The following is a 16,465-nucleotide window of genomic DNA, read 5'->3' as shown; positions in this document are numbered from 1 at the left end:
TACTGAAGCCATGCAAGACAGAGAACTGTATGAGAAACTGCTTGGGCTCAAGGAGCCTTGGTTTGTCGAGAAGGTGAGCCTCGATCTTTCAGCTGCAACCGTAACAGTCATCATCGGTCATCCCAAAGGCGCAAGCTTCCCGTGTCCTGTGTGCGGAAAGCCTTCCCCGGTCTATGACCATCAGAAGCGCCGCTGGCGACATTTGGATACCTGCGGCTTTACGACGATTCTTGAAGCAGAAGTGCCGCGGATATCCTGCAGTGAGCATGGAGTAAAGCAAGTGACAGTCCCCTGGGGAGAACCTGGATCACGGTTTACGGCGCTCTTTGAGGCGGTTGCCATATCGCTTTTGAAAGTTGCCTCGCTTTCCGATGTGGCGCGGCACTTGCGGATCAGCTGGGATGCGGCTTCCGGGATCATGGAACGGGCAGTCAGGCGCGGTCTGGCACGGAGAGAAGCGCATCCGCTTACCCGGATTGGTATTGATGAAACCTCATTTCAGAAGCGGCATGAGTATGTGACCGTGGTGTTTGACCAGGAGCGCAACTGTGTTGTCGATGTGCTCGATGGACGCAAGAAAGAGACGCTGAAATCATGGTTTCTGGCACATATGCATGCCCTGCGTACGCTCGAGTCGGTCAGCATGGACATGTGGGATGCCTACATTGGAGCGGTGCGGGAAAGCATCCCCGATGGCGTACAGAAAATCTGTTTTGACCGGTTTCATGTGGCGCAATACTTCAACAAAGCGCTGGACAAGGTACGTGCGGACGAGCACCGCGCGTTCAAGCAGCAAGGAAAGACAAGCCCATTGACGCGGACGAAACACGACTGGCTTCGCTCGTACCCGCACGATGCTGCGTTCACCTCGCTTGCCAGAAGCAACCTGAAGACGGCGCGCGCCTGGCGGATCAAGGAGGCGGCAGCAGAACTCTTGCGCACGAAAAGCCATGAAGAGGCTGCAAGAGACTGGAGGAAGCTCCTTAATTGGATGACGCGCAGCCGACTGGCGCCCGTGGTCAACGTGGCACGAACGATTCGGCAGTATCTCTGGGGCATTGTGAATGCTACTCGCCTTGGAGCAACGAATGCCAAGAATGAATCAGTGAATGCAACGATACAGAAACTCAAAGCGCGAGCCTGCGGTTTTCGCAACCGCTCACGCTTCAAGATGGTCATTCTGTTTCACTTGGGCGGCTTGTCGATGATGCCAGAAATGGTGATCTGACCCATAGAGAAGTCGGAAGAGCCTAAATTTTTAAAACTCGGGGTCAGACCCCCAAACCGGCCATCCGGGCGACCCCAATTGCCCAAAACCCTAACTTTACCCCCGCTGGGCGCGGCGCTATACTTAACCCATGTTCACCAGGGAGCGAAAACTCGAACTTCTCGCCGGAATCGCATGGGACTACGATACCGACCCCGAAACCCTCCTGGCCGTTCTCGAGGACAGACAAGAGAGTGCGGGTGGCCTGCACAAGCCTGCGATCTATAGAAGGCTTCTCCGCGCCCTTCCGTGGCAGAATATTGTTGGCCTTATCGGAGCAGACCAGGCGATTGCCCTGCTCACGACCGAAAACATCGCTCATCTCTGGCCGAGAGAATTAAAGGAGCATTATGAGCGGCTACGAAAAATTCTACGAGGAGAGCCTGTATCCCCTTCAGAATGGGATTCTCCGAACGCTCGCGCCCGTTTGCGGCAGCGTACTTTCTCTCACCGGTGGTACCGCGCTCAGTAGAATCTATTTCCACCACCGATATTCAGACGACCTCGATCTTTTCGGAAATTCCGTGGAGCATTTCAACGAGATTGTCGAAGCATCCCTTTCCGCGCTTGAAAATGCCGGATACCAGTTCGTGAAAGGAAGCATCATCCGCCACGAAGCATACACACACGCAGTCGTCCGCGATGGAGAAACAAATCTGAAGCTGGATTTTGTCAACGACGTGGCCGCGCATTTTGGTGAATGCATTGCGCATCCGCTCTATCCACGAATCGATTCGGTCAGGAATATCCTTTCCAACAAACTTACCGCACTTTACCGCCTGGAGCCAAAAGACATCGCAGATCTCTATTTTATCGCTTGTTCATACCAATTCGACTGGGCTGTCGCATTGCAGGAGGCTGAATCAAAAGAAGCCGGCCTTGATGCCATAACCATCGCAGACATCATATCCACCTTTCCCCGCGATATGTTCAAAGCGATTAAATGGCGTATCACCCCCGATCCGGGCGATTTTTTCAAGAGCCTGACCATCATGACCCGCGACATCCTCCACGCCAGCCCCAACAGCCTCGCAATGTAAACCTCCCTTTTCTTAAATTTTTAAAAATCGGGGTCAGACCCCTTTTTTTAACTTTTCTCAATGAATTCCGATACCGGCCGTTTGAGGGCAGTGGCGAGCTTTTTTGCGACGTTAAGTCCCATGGAACGCCGCCCATTCTCGATTGCGGAAATATTGGCTACAGCAAGTCCAGTCATTCTGGAGAGCTGTGCTTGCGTCAACCCAGCGTTCTCGCGCCTGATGCGTAGAGTTATGCCGGGGTGCCAGGAACGTTTCACATCCTGATACCACCCCGATTCATGGGGTGAAATGAAACCGTCCGAAAGAGGGGTTTCCTCAACAAAATGAGCATGGGGATCGATCTGCTTTGCATACTCTAGTATCTTTCCAGCTTCTTCCGCAGAGACAGCGATGAGTTTTTTAGAATCTTCAATATGGTGCGCTTTCTCGACTACCCGCATATTCAACCTCCACAAGCACGCTCGCTTTTTCGTTTCGCCATACCGCTACCCACGAATATGACAGATGGCAGTGATATAAGCCGTTTCCAAGAGCAGAGAAGTTAGGCCAATCCTTTCGTATCGGTCCATATTTTTCAAGGTCATCTAAAAGCAAAGCAAACTTCTGCTGAACGGCTTTGGGAGCTTTGGCGATAGTCTTGTCGGCTTGCTTGCTGATTCGCACAATATATGCCATATACTCCCTTTCATGTCCTAATATTATCAAAAATGATAATATTGTCAAGCCAATTAAGCCTAGGGTCAGACCCCTATTTTTAAATCTCGGGGTCAGACCCCCTTTCTTAACGTTACATCCGGTGCGCGCGCCATGATTATTTTATATTCGTTAGAGAATGGAAACGCGTGATCTGACCAGAAAAATTCAGCATTCGGATATGTCTTAAATTCCAAAAATTACGCTAAAAAATGGATTTGTATTCCATATATTACGCTAATATCTGGACAGGCTGTCTCTCATATTGTAAAATATAAACCATGAAAAACCGCAAGAGTGCCCTCAGTATTATGGCGCGCAAGGACAAGCCGGGTAGCAGAATTATTGTTCTGACCGGCGCCAGACAGACCGGCAAGACAACGCTTGCCCGTCACCTTTTTCCTGAATACCAGTTCCTTTCAATTGAAGATCCGGTCCTGCGGAATGCATATGCAAGCTTGACCGCTTCACAGTGGAAAGAACTGTATCCGAAAGCCATTCTCGATGAAGTTCAAAAGGAACCTCGTCTCATTGAAAGCATCAAGTCGGTCTATGACCAATGGGAAGAACCGCGCTATGTTCTTTCAGGCTCCAGCCAATTGCTCCTTCTTGAAAAAATAAAGGAAAGCCTTGCAGGACGCTGTACCATCATCGACCTGTATCCACTGACAATCCCGGAACTCGAAACAGAAAGCTGGGACGACACGATTGCAGACTCTCCCTTCCAAATCATGCTGTCACACCCAGGCGACATTTCCCGTCAGCTTGAATCCATGCTCCCCGATTTCAGGCTTGATGCCAATTACGCAAAAAAAATGAAAGCCTGGAATCATTATGTCCGTTTCGGCGGCTATCCGGCACTGACCAGCCCTCAGCTCAATGATGAGGACAGGTTCGAATGGCTCAAGCAATATGTGCGCACCTATCTTGAGCGTGACGTACGGGACCTCGCAATGTTCAGGGATCTGGAACCATTTGTCAAGCTTCAGCGATATATCGCGCTTCAGACAGCAACCATACTGAATTATTCGGCTGTCGGGCACAACATCGGCATCACTACAAAAACGGTCCAGCGGTACGTCCAGTACCTCGAACTGAGCTATCAGGTGCTCATCCTTCCTTCCTGGTCAAGAACCGAAGGCAAACGGCTGGTCAAATCCCCTAAAATCCATTTTCTCGATTATGGAGTGCTCCAGGCAGTCGTCCAAAAGCGCGGCAGTCCGACAGGACTTGAATTCGAAAGCATGGTCATCGCTGAGCTGTATAAGCAGGCAAAAAACATTCTTTCTGATGCCCGCTTCTGGTATCTCAGAACATTCGATGGGAAGGAAGTCGACCTTCTTGTTGAGCTGTCACAAGGATATCTCGCCTTCGAAATCAAGACTTCAGAAAAAGTATCCATAGCCGATGCACGCCATTTGCGAGACCTGAGTGACGTGCTCGACAAACCGCTTCTCCATTCTTTTGTCCTTTCAAACGACACCGCAACCAAAAACCTCGCACCAGACATAACAGCAATTCATCCGGCGTATATGCTTGGCTGAAATTAAAGAAGGGGTCTGACCCCTTTTCTTAAATTTTTAAATCTCGGGGTCAGACCCCAAAACTTAACTTTTCTCAGCGAAGCAGGAAAATTGAAACCTATGCTTCTTTTTGGCCAGTCGCAGAAAGCCTGATCTTTTCATAACCCGAGCTCTTTTTATCCTCTGGATGTGGCTCAAGCCCTATTATGGTTATCTCATTCTGCTCTGGTCCGTACACCCAGTACATCCTTCCAGCACCGCTTTTCTTGTTCTCAAGGTAGGATTGCCAGACCTTCTGGCCATATCGTCTGCTAAGAGCTTCAATTTCATGGCTGTGAAGAGCTGGATGCTTCGGATTATTCGATAAAAGGCCCATTGCTTTTCCCATTTTGATGTATAGCTTTGCTTCGTTCTTCCCGAGCGTACCCATCTTTGCTTTACTGGAAAGCTCAGCCCACAGCGCTTCCATCTCTGGAACGCCGAGTCGTATCGAGAACATCTGGCTGGTGCCTTATTTTTCAGAGAAAGCAGAAAGATCGACAGGCGCCGATGCCTTGCCATTCTTGAAATTCATCATTGCAGAATCCATCATTTCAAGGGTGTGCTTAGAGACTTCGAAAGGAGGTACCAATTCTCTTGGTTCAAGCACGACTGTGCCGTTTTCATATTCGCAGACATGGTAATTGCTATACCGGGCGCCACGTATAGTCAGGCGCTTTTTCTTGTCTATACGAGCATCATATTCTTTTTCAATGGACATAGATCTATCTCCTATAGTGGGATTTCCCACATAGTAAGTATAAGATGCAACAATGAACGTGTCAAATGAAAATAGGGGGTCAGACCCCTTTTCTTAAATTTTCCCCATCACTCAGCAAAAACGACAGCCCGAACCCCAGCGCCAACAGCGCCGCCCCGATGAGAAAAATCCAGCTGGCCGCCGTCATCGCTGCCGGCCCTGCGGCCGCTACATTTGCCGCTCCAGCCGCCACTCTAACCCCCGGCCCTGCTCCAGCAGCAGCCGCCCCAGTGTTGACCCCCGCTGCCGCCCCGCCCGCCACCTGCGCCACCTTCGCGCCCGCCTGCGCCGCTGACGCTGCCACCGCCCCGCCCGGCCAGCGGTCCTTTATAAACGCCACAATCTGCGACCCCACAATCCCCCCCGCCGACCACGCCGTCAACATCGCCCCATACACCACCGCCATCATCCGCGGCCCGAACACAATGGCAATATAGCTCGGCATCGCCCCAAACCCGCCCCCGTAGCACAAAAGCACATAGCACACAAGCATCCCGAACACCATTGGCGAGCGCACAAACAGCAACTCCACAAACACGAGCACCTGCGAGCCGAGTATGATTCTGAATACCCTGGTCCGCCCGATGCGATCCGACAGCCCTCCCCAGAAGAGCCGCCCAAACCCGTTGAACATCGAGCTGATCGCGATGAGGGTTGCCCCGACACCCGCAAGCTCCGCGGCGCTTTTGCCAGGATCCTGCGCATGCACCATGTCCTGGATCATGGGTGACTGAAAGCCGATGAACATGATGCCCGCCGTGATGTTGAGGAAAAACACGAGCCACATAAGCACGAATCGCGCGGAGAAAATCGCGCCCCGAATTTCCCGGGAACTGAGCAGCGCCGGCTCTGCGCTCTGGCCGGCAGGCGCCACACCCTGGTTAGCCGCACCCCGTCCGCCCGCGCTCTGTCCCGCTGAACCTTCCGAGCCCAAAGCTTTTCCAAGGCCCCGCGCGGGCCGTATTTTGCAAGGTTCATCCCGCTCCAGGCTGCGGCGAGCCCAAGCGCCCCTATCGCGATGCTGAACGTCCACGCCGTCTGACTGTTGGACCAGCCGAATCGCTCCATTATGGGCTTCTGGAAATAACTCCATGCATACACCGTCCCGAGGCAAAGCTGCAAAAGCGTTCCCATAACAGCTATGCGCCAGCGCCCAATACCCGCCGTCTTGTTGCCCATAATAATGCCCCCTCCAAAATTTAAAAAACGGGGTCAGACCCTCAAATTTAAAAAATCAAGGAAGCACAATATCATGAACGCAACGTTCAGAAAATTGTCGGCAGTCCTGCTACTTGCTGCACTCTTCATGGCGGTACTCGCAAGCAACAGCCTGTGGGCACAGGAAAAAGAACCGGTCCACTACTCGACCATATTGTACCTGCGGTCAGGGTACTTGCATTCAATGCTGTTGCAGCCGCAGCCACGAATAAAGCCGAGTTCAAAAAACTCAACCCCGGCGTCAAAGTCTACATCATCAATCCGGGCGGAACCGAAGCCATGATCAAAAAGCTGGAAGCCGAAAAAGGCAGCCCGCAGGCTGACATCATGCACTCAGGCGATTCGTCCAACTACCTCTACGCCAAAAAGCAGGGCCTTCTCCTGCCCTCAAAACACATTTTTCGAAGGGCTTCTCTACCGGCTCAAAAGGGGTTTCATGCAATTTCGCCACAAGGTAGCCGCCTCGGCACGGCGCTCAATACCATCATCCCGTCCTTTAGCTCAAACCCGACCTCGTCCTCCTCGATGTCGAAATGCCCGAAATGAACGGCATTGAAACCGCCGCCCAACTTCCCCCCGGTACCGCCATCATATTTATCACCGCCTACGACCGCTATGCCATCAAGGCCTTCGAGCTTCATGCCTTTGATTATATTTTGAAGCCGGTCATGAAAGACCGCCTGGAAGAAGCCATCCGCCGCGTCCGCGAACTGCGCAGGGGAGGGGCAACTCCGGTTGGGTGCGACTGCATCAGGCGGGCTGCGTCCGCGAACTGCGCAGGGGAGGGGCCCCCAAAGCCGCCCTGCCGCCAGAAAAGGACCTCGCCTCCCTCCTTGACTTCTTCCGCGCCCGCCAGTCCTACCTGAGCCGCCTCACCATCCCCATCAGCCGCGACTACCTCGCCGCCTTCAAAACTGCGATGGGCTGGGAGTTGTAGGCAGGTCAGGCAGGTCGGGCCTGTCGGGCAGGCGGGCTGTCGGGCCGCACATTCCAAGATGTAAGGCCAGGCGGCCTCCCTGGCGCTTTGCGCGCCCAGCATAAGCCAGCTGATTTGAACCGTACACCCAGACTCGCCTTGCGCCACCTTGGCGCTTTGCAGCTCGGCGCGCGTCGACTTCATTATGTGCCTGGTTGAAAACAATGGTGCGGTTTGTAGCTGAAGTCGTTCCTGCCCATGCTCCCCGTACCACTGCTTCGTTAGGCGGTGGCTTCTAGGGATTTAGCCAATTCCTTTCATTGACAATAGGCTTGAACGCATGAGGTGTATCGCTCTCATACCATCAGACCCCGATTTTTAACTCAGCAGAATCGGACTCTTCGTGCGATTTCAAGAAAGAATTCCCGCGACCAAAGGCTAAGCTGGTCTCTGTCGTGTACAAAAGGATAGACTTCATCCCGCGCCGCGGCGACATCCAGCGCCCAAATTTTTTGCTCCAGCAGTTCGCGTGCGTATGCTTCCGTGAGCGCTTTGTCCGGGCTGTAGGAAAGGGCTTTTGCTTCGGGTGGATTGGCTTTCAGCCTTGATGAAAGATATGCGAGATGCCCAGGATATTAGACATGATGACAGGATAAATCATGATTTACTGGATGAATGTAATTTATTGAAAAAAATCTCCCCAACCCCCATCCCGTTCATCCTTCTTCATCCTGAAATCCTGTCTAGTATCCTGTACATCCCTTCTTGCATCTTTACAAAAACTCGTACAATAAATGTGATTGAAAGCCACAAAACTCGTTTGACTTTTGTGCAGCTCAATGCTATTCTCATGCATCATGGAACGAAAAAGCATCCTCGATCTTCAAATATGGCAAAAAAAGTCCGATAGGAAACCCCTCATTCTCCATGGTGCCAGACAGGTTGGAAAAACATGGCTCCTCAAGGAGTTCGGAAAGCGATGCTACAAGAACGTCGCTTACATCAATTTCGAAGAGAATGAGCGAATGGCCGCGCTCTTTGCATCCAATTTGGATGTTGGACGCCTTCTAACGGGGTTACGGATTGAAGCCGGTTGCCCCATAGAACCCGCTTCGACGCTCCTTATTTTCGACGAAGTGCAGGCGAATCCGCGAGCGCTCACCTCGCTCAAGTATTTTGCCGAAAACGCTCCTGAGTATCACATCGCTGCAGCAGGCTCGCTTTTGGGAATTGCGATGCATGCGGGAACCTCATTCCCTGTCGGGAAGGTGGAATTTCTCGATCTCTATCCTCTCTCTTTTGAGGAATTCCTCTGGGCGTTGGGGGAGCAGGAATTGGCGGAGATGCTTGGTGGGCGCGACTGGCAATTCATAGAGGCATTCAGAGAGAAACTCATCGACTATCTGAAATATTACTATGTAGTAGGAGGCATGCCTGAATGCGTCAGCACCTTTGTGGCTACGGGAGATCTCAACAAGGCTCGAGAACTTCAGGAACGCTTGCTGAACGCCTATGAGCAGGACTTTTCGAAATACGCTGACCCCGCGATGGTTCCGCGAATACGAGCCGTCTGGAATTCAATCCCTTCACAGCTTGCCAGGGAACAGAGAAAATTCATGTATGGTTTGGTGCGGGAAGGAGCGCGGGCTCGTGACTATGAACTCGCCATCCAGTGGTTCTGCGACGCCGGCCTCCTTCACAAGGTCTATCGGGTGTCAAAGCCTGGAATTCCCCTTCGAGCATACCAGGAAGACAATGCCTTCAAGCTCTTCATGGTCGATACCGGGCTTTTGGCCGCACATGCGCACATACCGATATCGACGATGCTGCGAGGTTCCGATCTGTTTGAAGAAGCGAAAGGGGCGCTGACCGAGCAGTATGTAGCACAGGAACTTCGTCTTCGCAATGATATCGATGTGTTCTATTGGTCGAGCGACACCTCGCGGGCGAAAGTCGATTTTCTCATCCAATGTGGCGAATCGCTGTACCCGTTGGAGGTCAAGGCTGCAGAAAACCTCCAGGCCAAGAGCCTTCGCGTCTACCGCGACAAATTTGCGCCACCTCGCTGTTACCGAACCTCCCTCTCGCCGTACCGCGAAGAAAGCTGGCTGACCAATATCCCCCTCTACGCACTGGCTGGCCTGCGCTTTTGCCAGTAGGACAGGATACACAGGATATTCGACATGATGACAGGATTAACGATGATCAACAGGATGTTTTTTTGGGGCAATGAGCCCGTGAGAACCCATTTTCCTTTCCCCCAAAAACCCTCTTCATCCAGTTCATCCCGTCAATCCCGCCCGCCACCGCAGTAATTAATTTGAAATAAGAACAACGCTGTCGTATAGTAGAAAAAGAAATTGGCTTTGCACCACAGAACAAGAGTGAGGATGGTACCAATGATGAAAAAGATTATTCTTGCATTGGGCATCGCATCGCTGTGCATAGCCTGCACTGTCAATCCAAAAGATGCCACAATAACCGAAAAATTCGTCATCTCCGATCCATGCGTCAAGCTGACGGATCAGCTCGCTTCTATCCATGCCGAGGACCTTCAGGGCGCCAATGATGCCGAGACAGCACAAAATATTCTCAATTGGCAGCACGAGTACATGAAATATGCGGATCCAGGGACCCAAGAAGACGCTTCGTACGCAATGCGATGGAATTATTTTTTACCGGGTATTTTCCCCGTATCCGAGATGATTTCAGAGCGCACGATGCAGGAAGATGGAAAGACTAAAATATACGGGGTGTGCTGGGATTTTGCCGCCGTGTTCATTTCCGTCGCCAAATCGTATCAGCTGACAACGCGGATGACAGCCTGGAAGGAATATATGCCCGGCGTCACAGGCGGGCAAAATGGCATGGGCCCTACAGAATACAACGCACTCAAGCCCAAGCTCCTCGCGCATGGCGTGGATTTTACACAAGATCAAATCAATGCGGCGGCGCACGAAACATGGAAGCACTATCGCGCAGAAGTTTTTATCGATGGCACATGGAAAGCCTATGATGGAACTGACCCAACGGGAGACTATGTAAATGATGCGAACTACACCCTCGTCTCGTGGGACGAAGGCGCAAAGGCCGCTTTAACGACAAAAGAATGAGCAATAACCCCAAGCAAAGACACTGACCGCCAGCTGTACGCACATGATTTTATTGTGGGGAAATGAAATAGCTGTTCGCGCCATTCTTCTCCCCCCCTATAACCATCCCGTACATCCCTCTTCATCCTGAAATCCCGTCTAATATCCCGTTCATCTGTCTGACCGGATATACATGATACTGGACATGATGACAGGATTTTCCATGATGAACAGGATCTTTTTTTGACGAAAGACCCTCTGCGCGAGCCCTTTTTTCTCTTTCCCCCAAAAAACATCCCGTCCATCCCTCCTCATCCTGAAATCCTGTCCAATATCCTGTAAATCCCGTCAAATATCCTGTATACTCAAAATCCCCATGCAGACCCAGTACAGAGTATTTTTAAACCAGCGCGTTACCGCGCGCGTTGCCCAGATGCAGCCCGCCGAACGGCGCCGATTCGCGGAGAAAATTCGCTTTCTCGCCCTCGGGATATGGGAAGGCGGTGTACTCGTCAAGAAACTCTCGGGAACCACGCGTAAAGTCCTCTTCGAGGCGCGCCTCACCAAAGGCGACCGCCTGCTCTTCACCTTGGGGAAAATCGATGACCAAAGCGCCGTCTACCTATGGGCGCTCGTCAAACACGACGATGTCACGCGCGCAGCGAGGGCAGGCTTCCCCGACAACGCGCCATTCCTCGACTTCCCCATCGACACCGAAGAGACCATCGAAGAACTCTACCTCGATACCGCACCCGAGCAGTGGCACACCCAAGAGGGCATAGAAGAAAAAGTCGTCGCCGACTACGGCCCCCAGAAATGGAATGTGCTGGACGACGACGAGTGGGAGCGCCTTCTGGCCGCGCACACCCTCAGCGAACTAGACTTTCATCTCTACCTCTCCAACGCACAATATGCTATCCTCGCGCGCGACCCGCCGCTCCTCGTTTCTGGCACCGCGGGATCAGGCAAAACGACCATCGCCCTCTATTACCTCTCCCGAAAAGAATTCCTCGGCGCATCGCGCCTTTTTGTCACCTACAGCCCTTACCTGCGCGACGAAGCGTCAAAACTCTACCGAGGCCTCGTCAAAGGAAACCCCCTCGAAGATCGCCCACCATTCCCGGATTTTCTCACCATCGAAGAACTCCAGCGACAGAACATCGATCCCCACAGCCCCCTGCAGAATCCGGCCACTTTCGTCGGACTGAACGAATTCACGAGCCTGATCGCCGCCCACCCCCTCGCCAAGAACTACGATCCAGAACTCCTGTGGGAAGAAATCCGCGCCATCCTCAAGGGCGCCATGCCTCCCTATTCTCTCAAACGCCTGGAGACCCTCGCCCGCGAACTCGGCAGCGGCAGCATCTGTCTCTCGCATCGGCAGGAACTCGCTGCGGAACTCGCGCGCTACCGCCAGCTGTCCTTCGGGGGAAGGCTCGATGCCATCTGCGCCGCCTCCTCAGCCTTCTCCACCATGGAAGACTTTTCCAACGCCCTTGGTATGAGGCCGCAAGAAGGAGAATTTCAGGTAGTGTCGCGGGTTCTCGAATTTCTCAAAAAGAAGAAAGAATTCCTCACACGCCCCCTCCTTAGCCTCGAAGAATATGAATTCCTGGGCAAGAAACGCGCCCCCAACTTCATCTACGACAGAAAGGAGCTCTACGCCCTCGCGACCTATTACGAAAAAAAACGAGAAGAACAGGGCCTCTATGATGAAATCGACCTCGCAAAACGGGCCCTCATCGAACGAAAACGGATGCAGGACCCTCGCGTCTGGGATCTCGTCATCTGCGATGAAATTCAGGATATGACCGATGTGCACCTCGAACTGCTCTTCGATCTCTGCAAAAACCGCGACCATGTGCTCTTTGCGGGCGATGAGCGTCAAACCATCAACCCGAGCGGTTTTCGCTGGGAAGCCGTACGCGCTCGCTTTTTCGAGTCGGGCGCCAGGGTTCCCGAGATATCGCGCCTCTCGTTGAACTTCCGATCCACTGGCGCGATCGTGGAACTCGGCAACGCCCTCCTTGACCTCAAAAAAACCTTTGTGGGGGCCGGCAAGTTCGAAGCCAGAGAATCGTGGAAATTTACGGGAAAGCCGCCCGTCGTCATCGAAGGGATCGAAGAGGCACGTATCCTGCACATCGTCCGGCAGAGCGGCACGAACCGCAGCATCCTCGTCCGCTCGCCCGAAGAAAAACGCAGGCTCATCGCACAGCTCGGCACAGAACTCGTATTCACCATCCAGGAGGCAAAAGGGCTCGAATTCGACACGGTCCTTCTTTGGAAATTCATCGAGGATGAAACCTCGAACGCGCTATGGTCCACCATGACTCACGGCGCCACGCATGGCGCGCCGGAAGCGCTGCTTCCCCATCTCAGTCACGAACTCAACCTTCTCTATACCGCCATCATGCGCGCACGCTCCATCCTCACCATCTACGATGGGCTAAAGCCTTCAGCCGTCTGGGGCGCCGGTCGCCTTTCCTCACTCGTCATCACGACCAACGACACGTCGCTCCTTGAAGAGAGTTGGAGCAAGGCCTCATCGCCCGAGGAGTGGAACCGACAGGGCGAAATGTTCTTCGCGCGCGGCTACTATGCGGCAGCGGCCGAATGTTATCGGAATGCCGCTCACCGCGAGAAAGAAAAAGAGGCGCGCGGCTGGGCTGCCTATCAGGCGCACGACTATCTCCATGCGGCGCCGCTCTTTGAACAGTCTGGCGATATCGCGCGCGCCGCATGGTGCTTCGAGCAGAGTGGGGAGCTTGCCACGGCAATGGCACTCTATACGCAACTGGGCGACAAAACCTCGCACACGCGGCTTTCGATTCTCGCACTTGAACGCGAGGGGCGCTATGCCGAGGCAGGGCGCGTTCGTCTCAAAATGGGCGAAGTAGACCACGCGCTGGAAGACTGGCGTCGCGGTGGGGAGTACGAGCTGCTCGCTGACTACTATAAAAAGAAGAAAGACTACCACCACTGTGCTCACTTCTATGAAAAAGCCGGCAACTATGAAAAAGCGGTGTTCTACTATAAAAAGAATCACGAAGAGGCCCACGCCTTCGAGCTCATCCTTGCCCGCGCAACAGGCCCCGGCGCCGACCCCGCTGCGGTCGAGTTCCTCCGGAAAGAAGCCGACCGCTGCATGGCAACACGGCGCTTTGCACAAGCCGCGACGCTCTATGTATCCCTCAACGCGCACCAAGAGGCAGCCGAAGCCTATCGAATGGCGGGCGCCCATGAGCGGGCAGCCTTGGAGTTTTCGCGCGCAAAGATGTACCACGAAGCGGCGCACGAGTACAGCCTTGTACCGAATATCGAACGCGCTCTCGCTGAGTGGAAAGCCTATGTCCCCGAAACCCACGACCAACGCCTCGCAAAGCTGCAGGGCATCGATACGCTGCAATGGAAGCTCATCGCACGCAATCCCAGCCCTGAGAAGGCATACAATCAAGCCATGGCCAATGCCCTCTTCGATGAGGCATTGCAGACACTCGAGCGCGGTGAGTACCTGAATGCCTTGGCGCTCTTTATTTTCTTCAAGGAACAGAAACAGATGCTCGAGTGCCTCCGCCACATCGACGACGACATGCTGGCCCTCTATACCGTATGCCGAGTAGCGCATTTCACGCTGTGGAGTCAGTATCGCGCGCATAAAGCGCGTGTTGTGCTCGATGCGCGCAAAGCTATAGGCTACCTGAGCAAGATCTACATGTCATCGGAGCTCACAGGAGCGCACGCGCTCGAGATGGCGCGCGGTCTTGTGCTCCTGCTCGAGGATATTCTCGATGCGGCAGACCGCAGCATGCTTCCGCAGCTCAAGAATGAAATGCTCTTTTCGCTCAGCATGCTCGCCGATTTCTGCAGAAGCAGTGTCGAAAATCTGGTCAATGCGGGGAAAGATCTATTGCGCCTCCTTGCCAGACTCAGGGATTATTCGCGCATTTCCACGGCGGGCTTGGACTGGATGTCGCGCTTTAAAGAGACTCCTGCCATGCGCTCGGTCGTGGGCTATCTCGATGAGCTGGCGCTGAGCCTCAACGATCCTTTGTTGACTGTCTGCAGCTCGCTGGTTCGCAAGGCATCGTTTGATCCAGAGATACTCGCCACGCAGGCTGTGGACGAATCCAACTGGCAATTTCTCAGCGCAATTCCTGAGACCAAGGATAAGGTCGTCGCCTATCTCCTCGCGCAGCACCGCATTCAAGACGCAGCCGCGACGCTCCGCTTCAATCGCGCGCACCTCGAGGCAGCGGAGCTCCTCGAATCGAACGGCTACTTCAAAGATGCCGCACAAATTTACGAATACCTCAACGAGTGGGAGCACGCCTTCGCCATCTACACGCGCATCGGCGACCAGCACCGCATCGCCAGGATGTACGAGCACAAGGGCGATTACCTTGCCGCCATCGAGCTCTGGAAACAGCTCGGCTTCCCCACCCAAGTCCAACGCCTCACCCGCAAGTACCAAAAAACCATCGCCAACTCGCACCAGACCCACCTCGACTTCGGCGACTGACCCTCTCGATTGGATGTACGGGATACTCGACTGGATGTACATGATACTCGACTGGATGACAGGATTTTCCAAGATGAACAGGATCTTTTTTTTGGCGAAAGACCCCCGCGCGACCCCTGTCTTCTCTTCCCCAAAAAAAGTCTTTATCCCGTTCATCCCTCCTCATCCTGAAATCCAGTCAAGTATCCTGTGCATTCCCTCTGACCGGATATACATGATACTGGACATGATCACAGGATTTTCCATGATTAACAGGATGTTTTTTGGGAAAAGCAACAGCCCGTCCCCTGTCTTCTCTTCCCCCCCCAAAAAAAAGTCTCCATCCCGTCCATCCCTCCTCATCCTGAAATCCAGTCTAGTATCCTGTTAATCCTTTCCAGTATCCTGTCCATCCCGTCAAATATCCCGACCATCACTTGCGGAGCGCCCTCCCGTGGTATACGCTACAACCACCATGAGCACCTCCAAAAAAAGGTACGAAGTCTTCGAAAACTTCGCCAAAGAAATGGGAGCCACCTTCAGCACCAACCTCAGCGATCTTTCAGAGGGAGAGCGCTCCCTCCTTGAGGAATTCGCGCGCCATATTCACGAAATAAACACAGTCGACGATCCACTCTTCACGCCGGGCGAACGATTTCGTCTCCTCGCCGATACCTATAACCTCTCGGTCGATGAAGGCGACATCGAGCTCTTTTTAACCGTTGAGCTCTCCCGTCTTTTCGACAAAACCACCCTCACCAAAAAAACCCTTGCTTCTGATACTGCCATGCGGGATCAGGCCACGGAACGGGCTCTCAACCGAGTCTTGACCGGCATTCAGTATACTGGCATTTCCGAGCCCCACCAGCGAGAGCTTCGAGAGAGCGGCGCCGAAGCAGCCTCGGACATTCTGGACGCTTTCAAGCCTTCAATCCTCAAAAATCACACCGTCAACATCCTTCGCGAAGACCTCATGGATATCTATGAACGCTTCCTTCTCTGGATGCGCATGACTCGCGACGGTATGCTCGCGTTGAGCACGCGCGATCGACATCGAGTTGAAGCGCTCCTCAAAAAAATGATCGACCTTCTCAACCTGGCTTATGTATTGAATGAACCAACCCCTTCATCCGACCCTCTCGTGCAGCGCCTTATCGCCTCCAGCGACGCTCGAATGGAACAGACTGTCGTGTACACCTCAGCGCTCAAAGAACTCGAATCCATCATGCCCTCGCGCCAGAAATCGGATGATAATTGGGATTGGCTGGATATCTGACATGATGACAGGTTGAACATGATACTCGACAGGATGACAAGATTTTCCAGGATTCACTGGATGAAATAATTGTGTCTTAAATCATTTCCCCACAAAAAAATCCTGTTAATCCTGTCTAGCTTTTATCCTGTCCATCCTCT

The 16,465-nt window shown here is 53.1% G+C and carries 15 protein-coding genes; 9 read left to right on the top strand and 6 right to left on the bottom strand.

Translation table 11 applies throughout. The features are described 5' to 3' along the window. Positions 1-10 precede the first annotated feature (10 nt). Positions 11-1,228, top strand: a complete 1,218-nt coding sequence (locus GAP13_RS00180; RefSeq protein ID WP_158904985.1) for an ISL3 family transposase — start codon at positions 11-13, stop codon at positions 1,226-1,228. A gap of 43 nt (positions 1,229-1,271) precedes the next feature. Here GAP13_RS00180 and GAP13_RS00175 read toward each other — a convergent pair whose 3' ends face one another. After that, complete coding sequence (locus GAP13_RS00175) at positions 1,272-1,589, bottom strand: hypothetical protein (RefSeq protein WP_158904983.1); 318 nt, start codon at positions 1,587-1,589, stop codon at positions 1,272-1,274. 28 nt (positions 1,590-1,617) lie between these two features. On the opposite strand from GAP13_RS00175, the gene GAP13_RS00170 reads away from it, so the two are divergent. Next, positions 1,618-2,307 carry a nucleotidyl transferase AbiEii/AbiGii toxin family protein gene (locus tag GAP13_RS00170; RefSeq protein ID WP_158904981.1) on the top strand — a complete coding sequence of 230 codons (690 nt, stop codon included), beginning with the start codon at positions 1,618-1,620 and terminating at the stop codon, positions 2,305-2,307. Between the two features lie 47 nt (positions 2,308-2,354). Here the strand turns inward: GAP13_RS00170 and GAP13_RS00165 are convergent, their stop codons facing one another. Continuing rightward, a complete protein-coding gene (locus tag GAP13_RS00165) occupies positions 2,355-2,747 on the bottom strand; it encodes a helix-turn-helix domain-containing protein (protein ID WP_158904979.1) in 393 nt (130 codons plus the stop codon). Then, positions 2,716-2,982: a hypothetical protein gene (locus GAP13_RS00160; RefSeq protein ID WP_158904977.1), complete on the bottom strand. Its 267-nt coding sequence runs from the start codon at positions 2,980-2,982 to the stop codon at positions 2,716-2,718. The genes GAP13_RS00165 and GAP13_RS00160 overlap by 32 nt, the downstream gene beginning before the upstream one ends. Before the next feature lie 299 nt (positions 2,983-3,281). On the opposite strand from GAP13_RS00160, the gene GAP13_RS00155 reads away from it, so the two are divergent. Further along, on the top strand, positions 3,282-4,544 hold the full coding sequence (locus tag GAP13_RS00155) for an ATP-binding protein (protein WP_158904975.1): 1,263 nt from the start codon (positions 3,282-3,284) through the stop codon (positions 4,542-4,544). Positions 4,545-4,641: 97 nt separating this feature from the next. Here GAP13_RS00155 and GAP13_RS00150 read toward each other — a convergent pair whose 3' ends face one another. From GAP13_RS00150 to GAP13_RS00140, 3 genes are all read right to left on the bottom strand, one after another. Next, the gene (locus GAP13_RS00150) at positions 4,642-5,022 is read right to left on the bottom strand and encodes a hypothetical protein (protein WP_158904973.1); all 381 of its coding nucleotides are present in this window, start codon (positions 5,020-5,022) and stop codon (positions 4,642-4,644) included. Positions 5,023-5,034: 12 nt separating this feature from the next. Beyond that, on the bottom strand, positions 5,035-5,283 hold the full coding sequence (locus GAP13_RS00145; protein WP_158904971.1) for a hypothetical protein: 249 nt from the start codon (positions 5,281-5,283) through the stop codon (positions 5,035-5,037). A 79-nt stretch (positions 5,284-5,362) separates the two neighbouring features. After that, complete coding sequence (locus tag GAP13_RS00140) at positions 5,363-6,355, bottom strand: MFS transporter (protein ID WP_222126099.1); 993 nt, start codon at positions 6,353-6,355, stop codon at positions 5,363-5,365. A gap of 299 nt (positions 6,356-6,654) precedes the next feature. Here GAP13_RS00140 and GAP13_RS00135 point away from each other — a divergent pair, with 299 nt between their 5' ends. The 6 genes from GAP13_RS00135 (at position 6,655) to GAP13_RS00110 (ending at position 16,325) form a co-directional block, all read left to right on the top strand. Continuing rightward, positions 6,655-7,086, top strand: a complete 432-nt coding sequence (locus tag GAP13_RS00135; RefSeq protein WP_158904969.1) for a type 2 periplasmic-binding domain-containing protein — start codon at positions 6,655-6,657, stop codon at positions 7,084-7,086. Beyond that, positions 7,074-7,406, top strand: coding sequence for a LytR/AlgR family response regulator transcription factor (locus GAP13_RS00130; RefSeq protein WP_158904967.1), 333 nt, complete (start codon positions 7,074-7,076; stop codon positions 7,404-7,406). The genes GAP13_RS00135 and GAP13_RS00130 overlap by 13 nt, the downstream gene beginning before the upstream one ends. Before the next feature lie 907 nt (positions 7,407-8,313). Next, positions 8,314-9,615 (top strand): ATP-binding protein, encoded by a 1,302-nt coding sequence (locus tag GAP13_RS00125; RefSeq protein WP_158904965.1) that lies wholly within the window; start codon positions 8,314-8,316, stop codon positions 9,613-9,615. Positions 9,616-9,855: 240 nt separating this feature from the next. Then, the gene (locus tag GAP13_RS00120; protein WP_158904963.1) at positions 9,856-10,569 is read left to right on the top strand and encodes a transglutaminase-like domain-containing protein; all 714 of its coding nucleotides are present in this window, start codon (positions 9,856-9,858) and stop codon (positions 10,567-10,569) included. Between the two features lie 355 nt (positions 10,570-10,924). After that, the gene (locus GAP13_RS00115; RefSeq protein WP_158904961.1) at positions 10,925-15,070 is read left to right on the top strand and encodes an AAA family ATPase; all 4,146 of its coding nucleotides are present in this window, start codon (positions 10,925-10,927) and stop codon (positions 15,068-15,070) included. 454 nt (positions 15,071-15,524) lie between these two features. Further along, a complete protein-coding gene (locus tag GAP13_RS00110; protein ID WP_158904959.1) occupies positions 15,525-16,325 on the top strand; it encodes a hypothetical protein in 801 nt (266 codons plus the stop codon). The last annotated feature ends 140 nt before the right edge of the window (positions 16,326-16,465 follow it).

This window comes from Rectinema subterraneum (assembly GCA_009768935.1).
In the GTDB taxonomy this organism is placed as follows: Bacteria; Spirochaetota; Spirochaetia; order Treponematales; family Rectinemataceae; genus Rectinema; species Rectinema subterraneum.
This window is presented reverse-complemented; position numbering and strand designations above follow the sequence as displayed.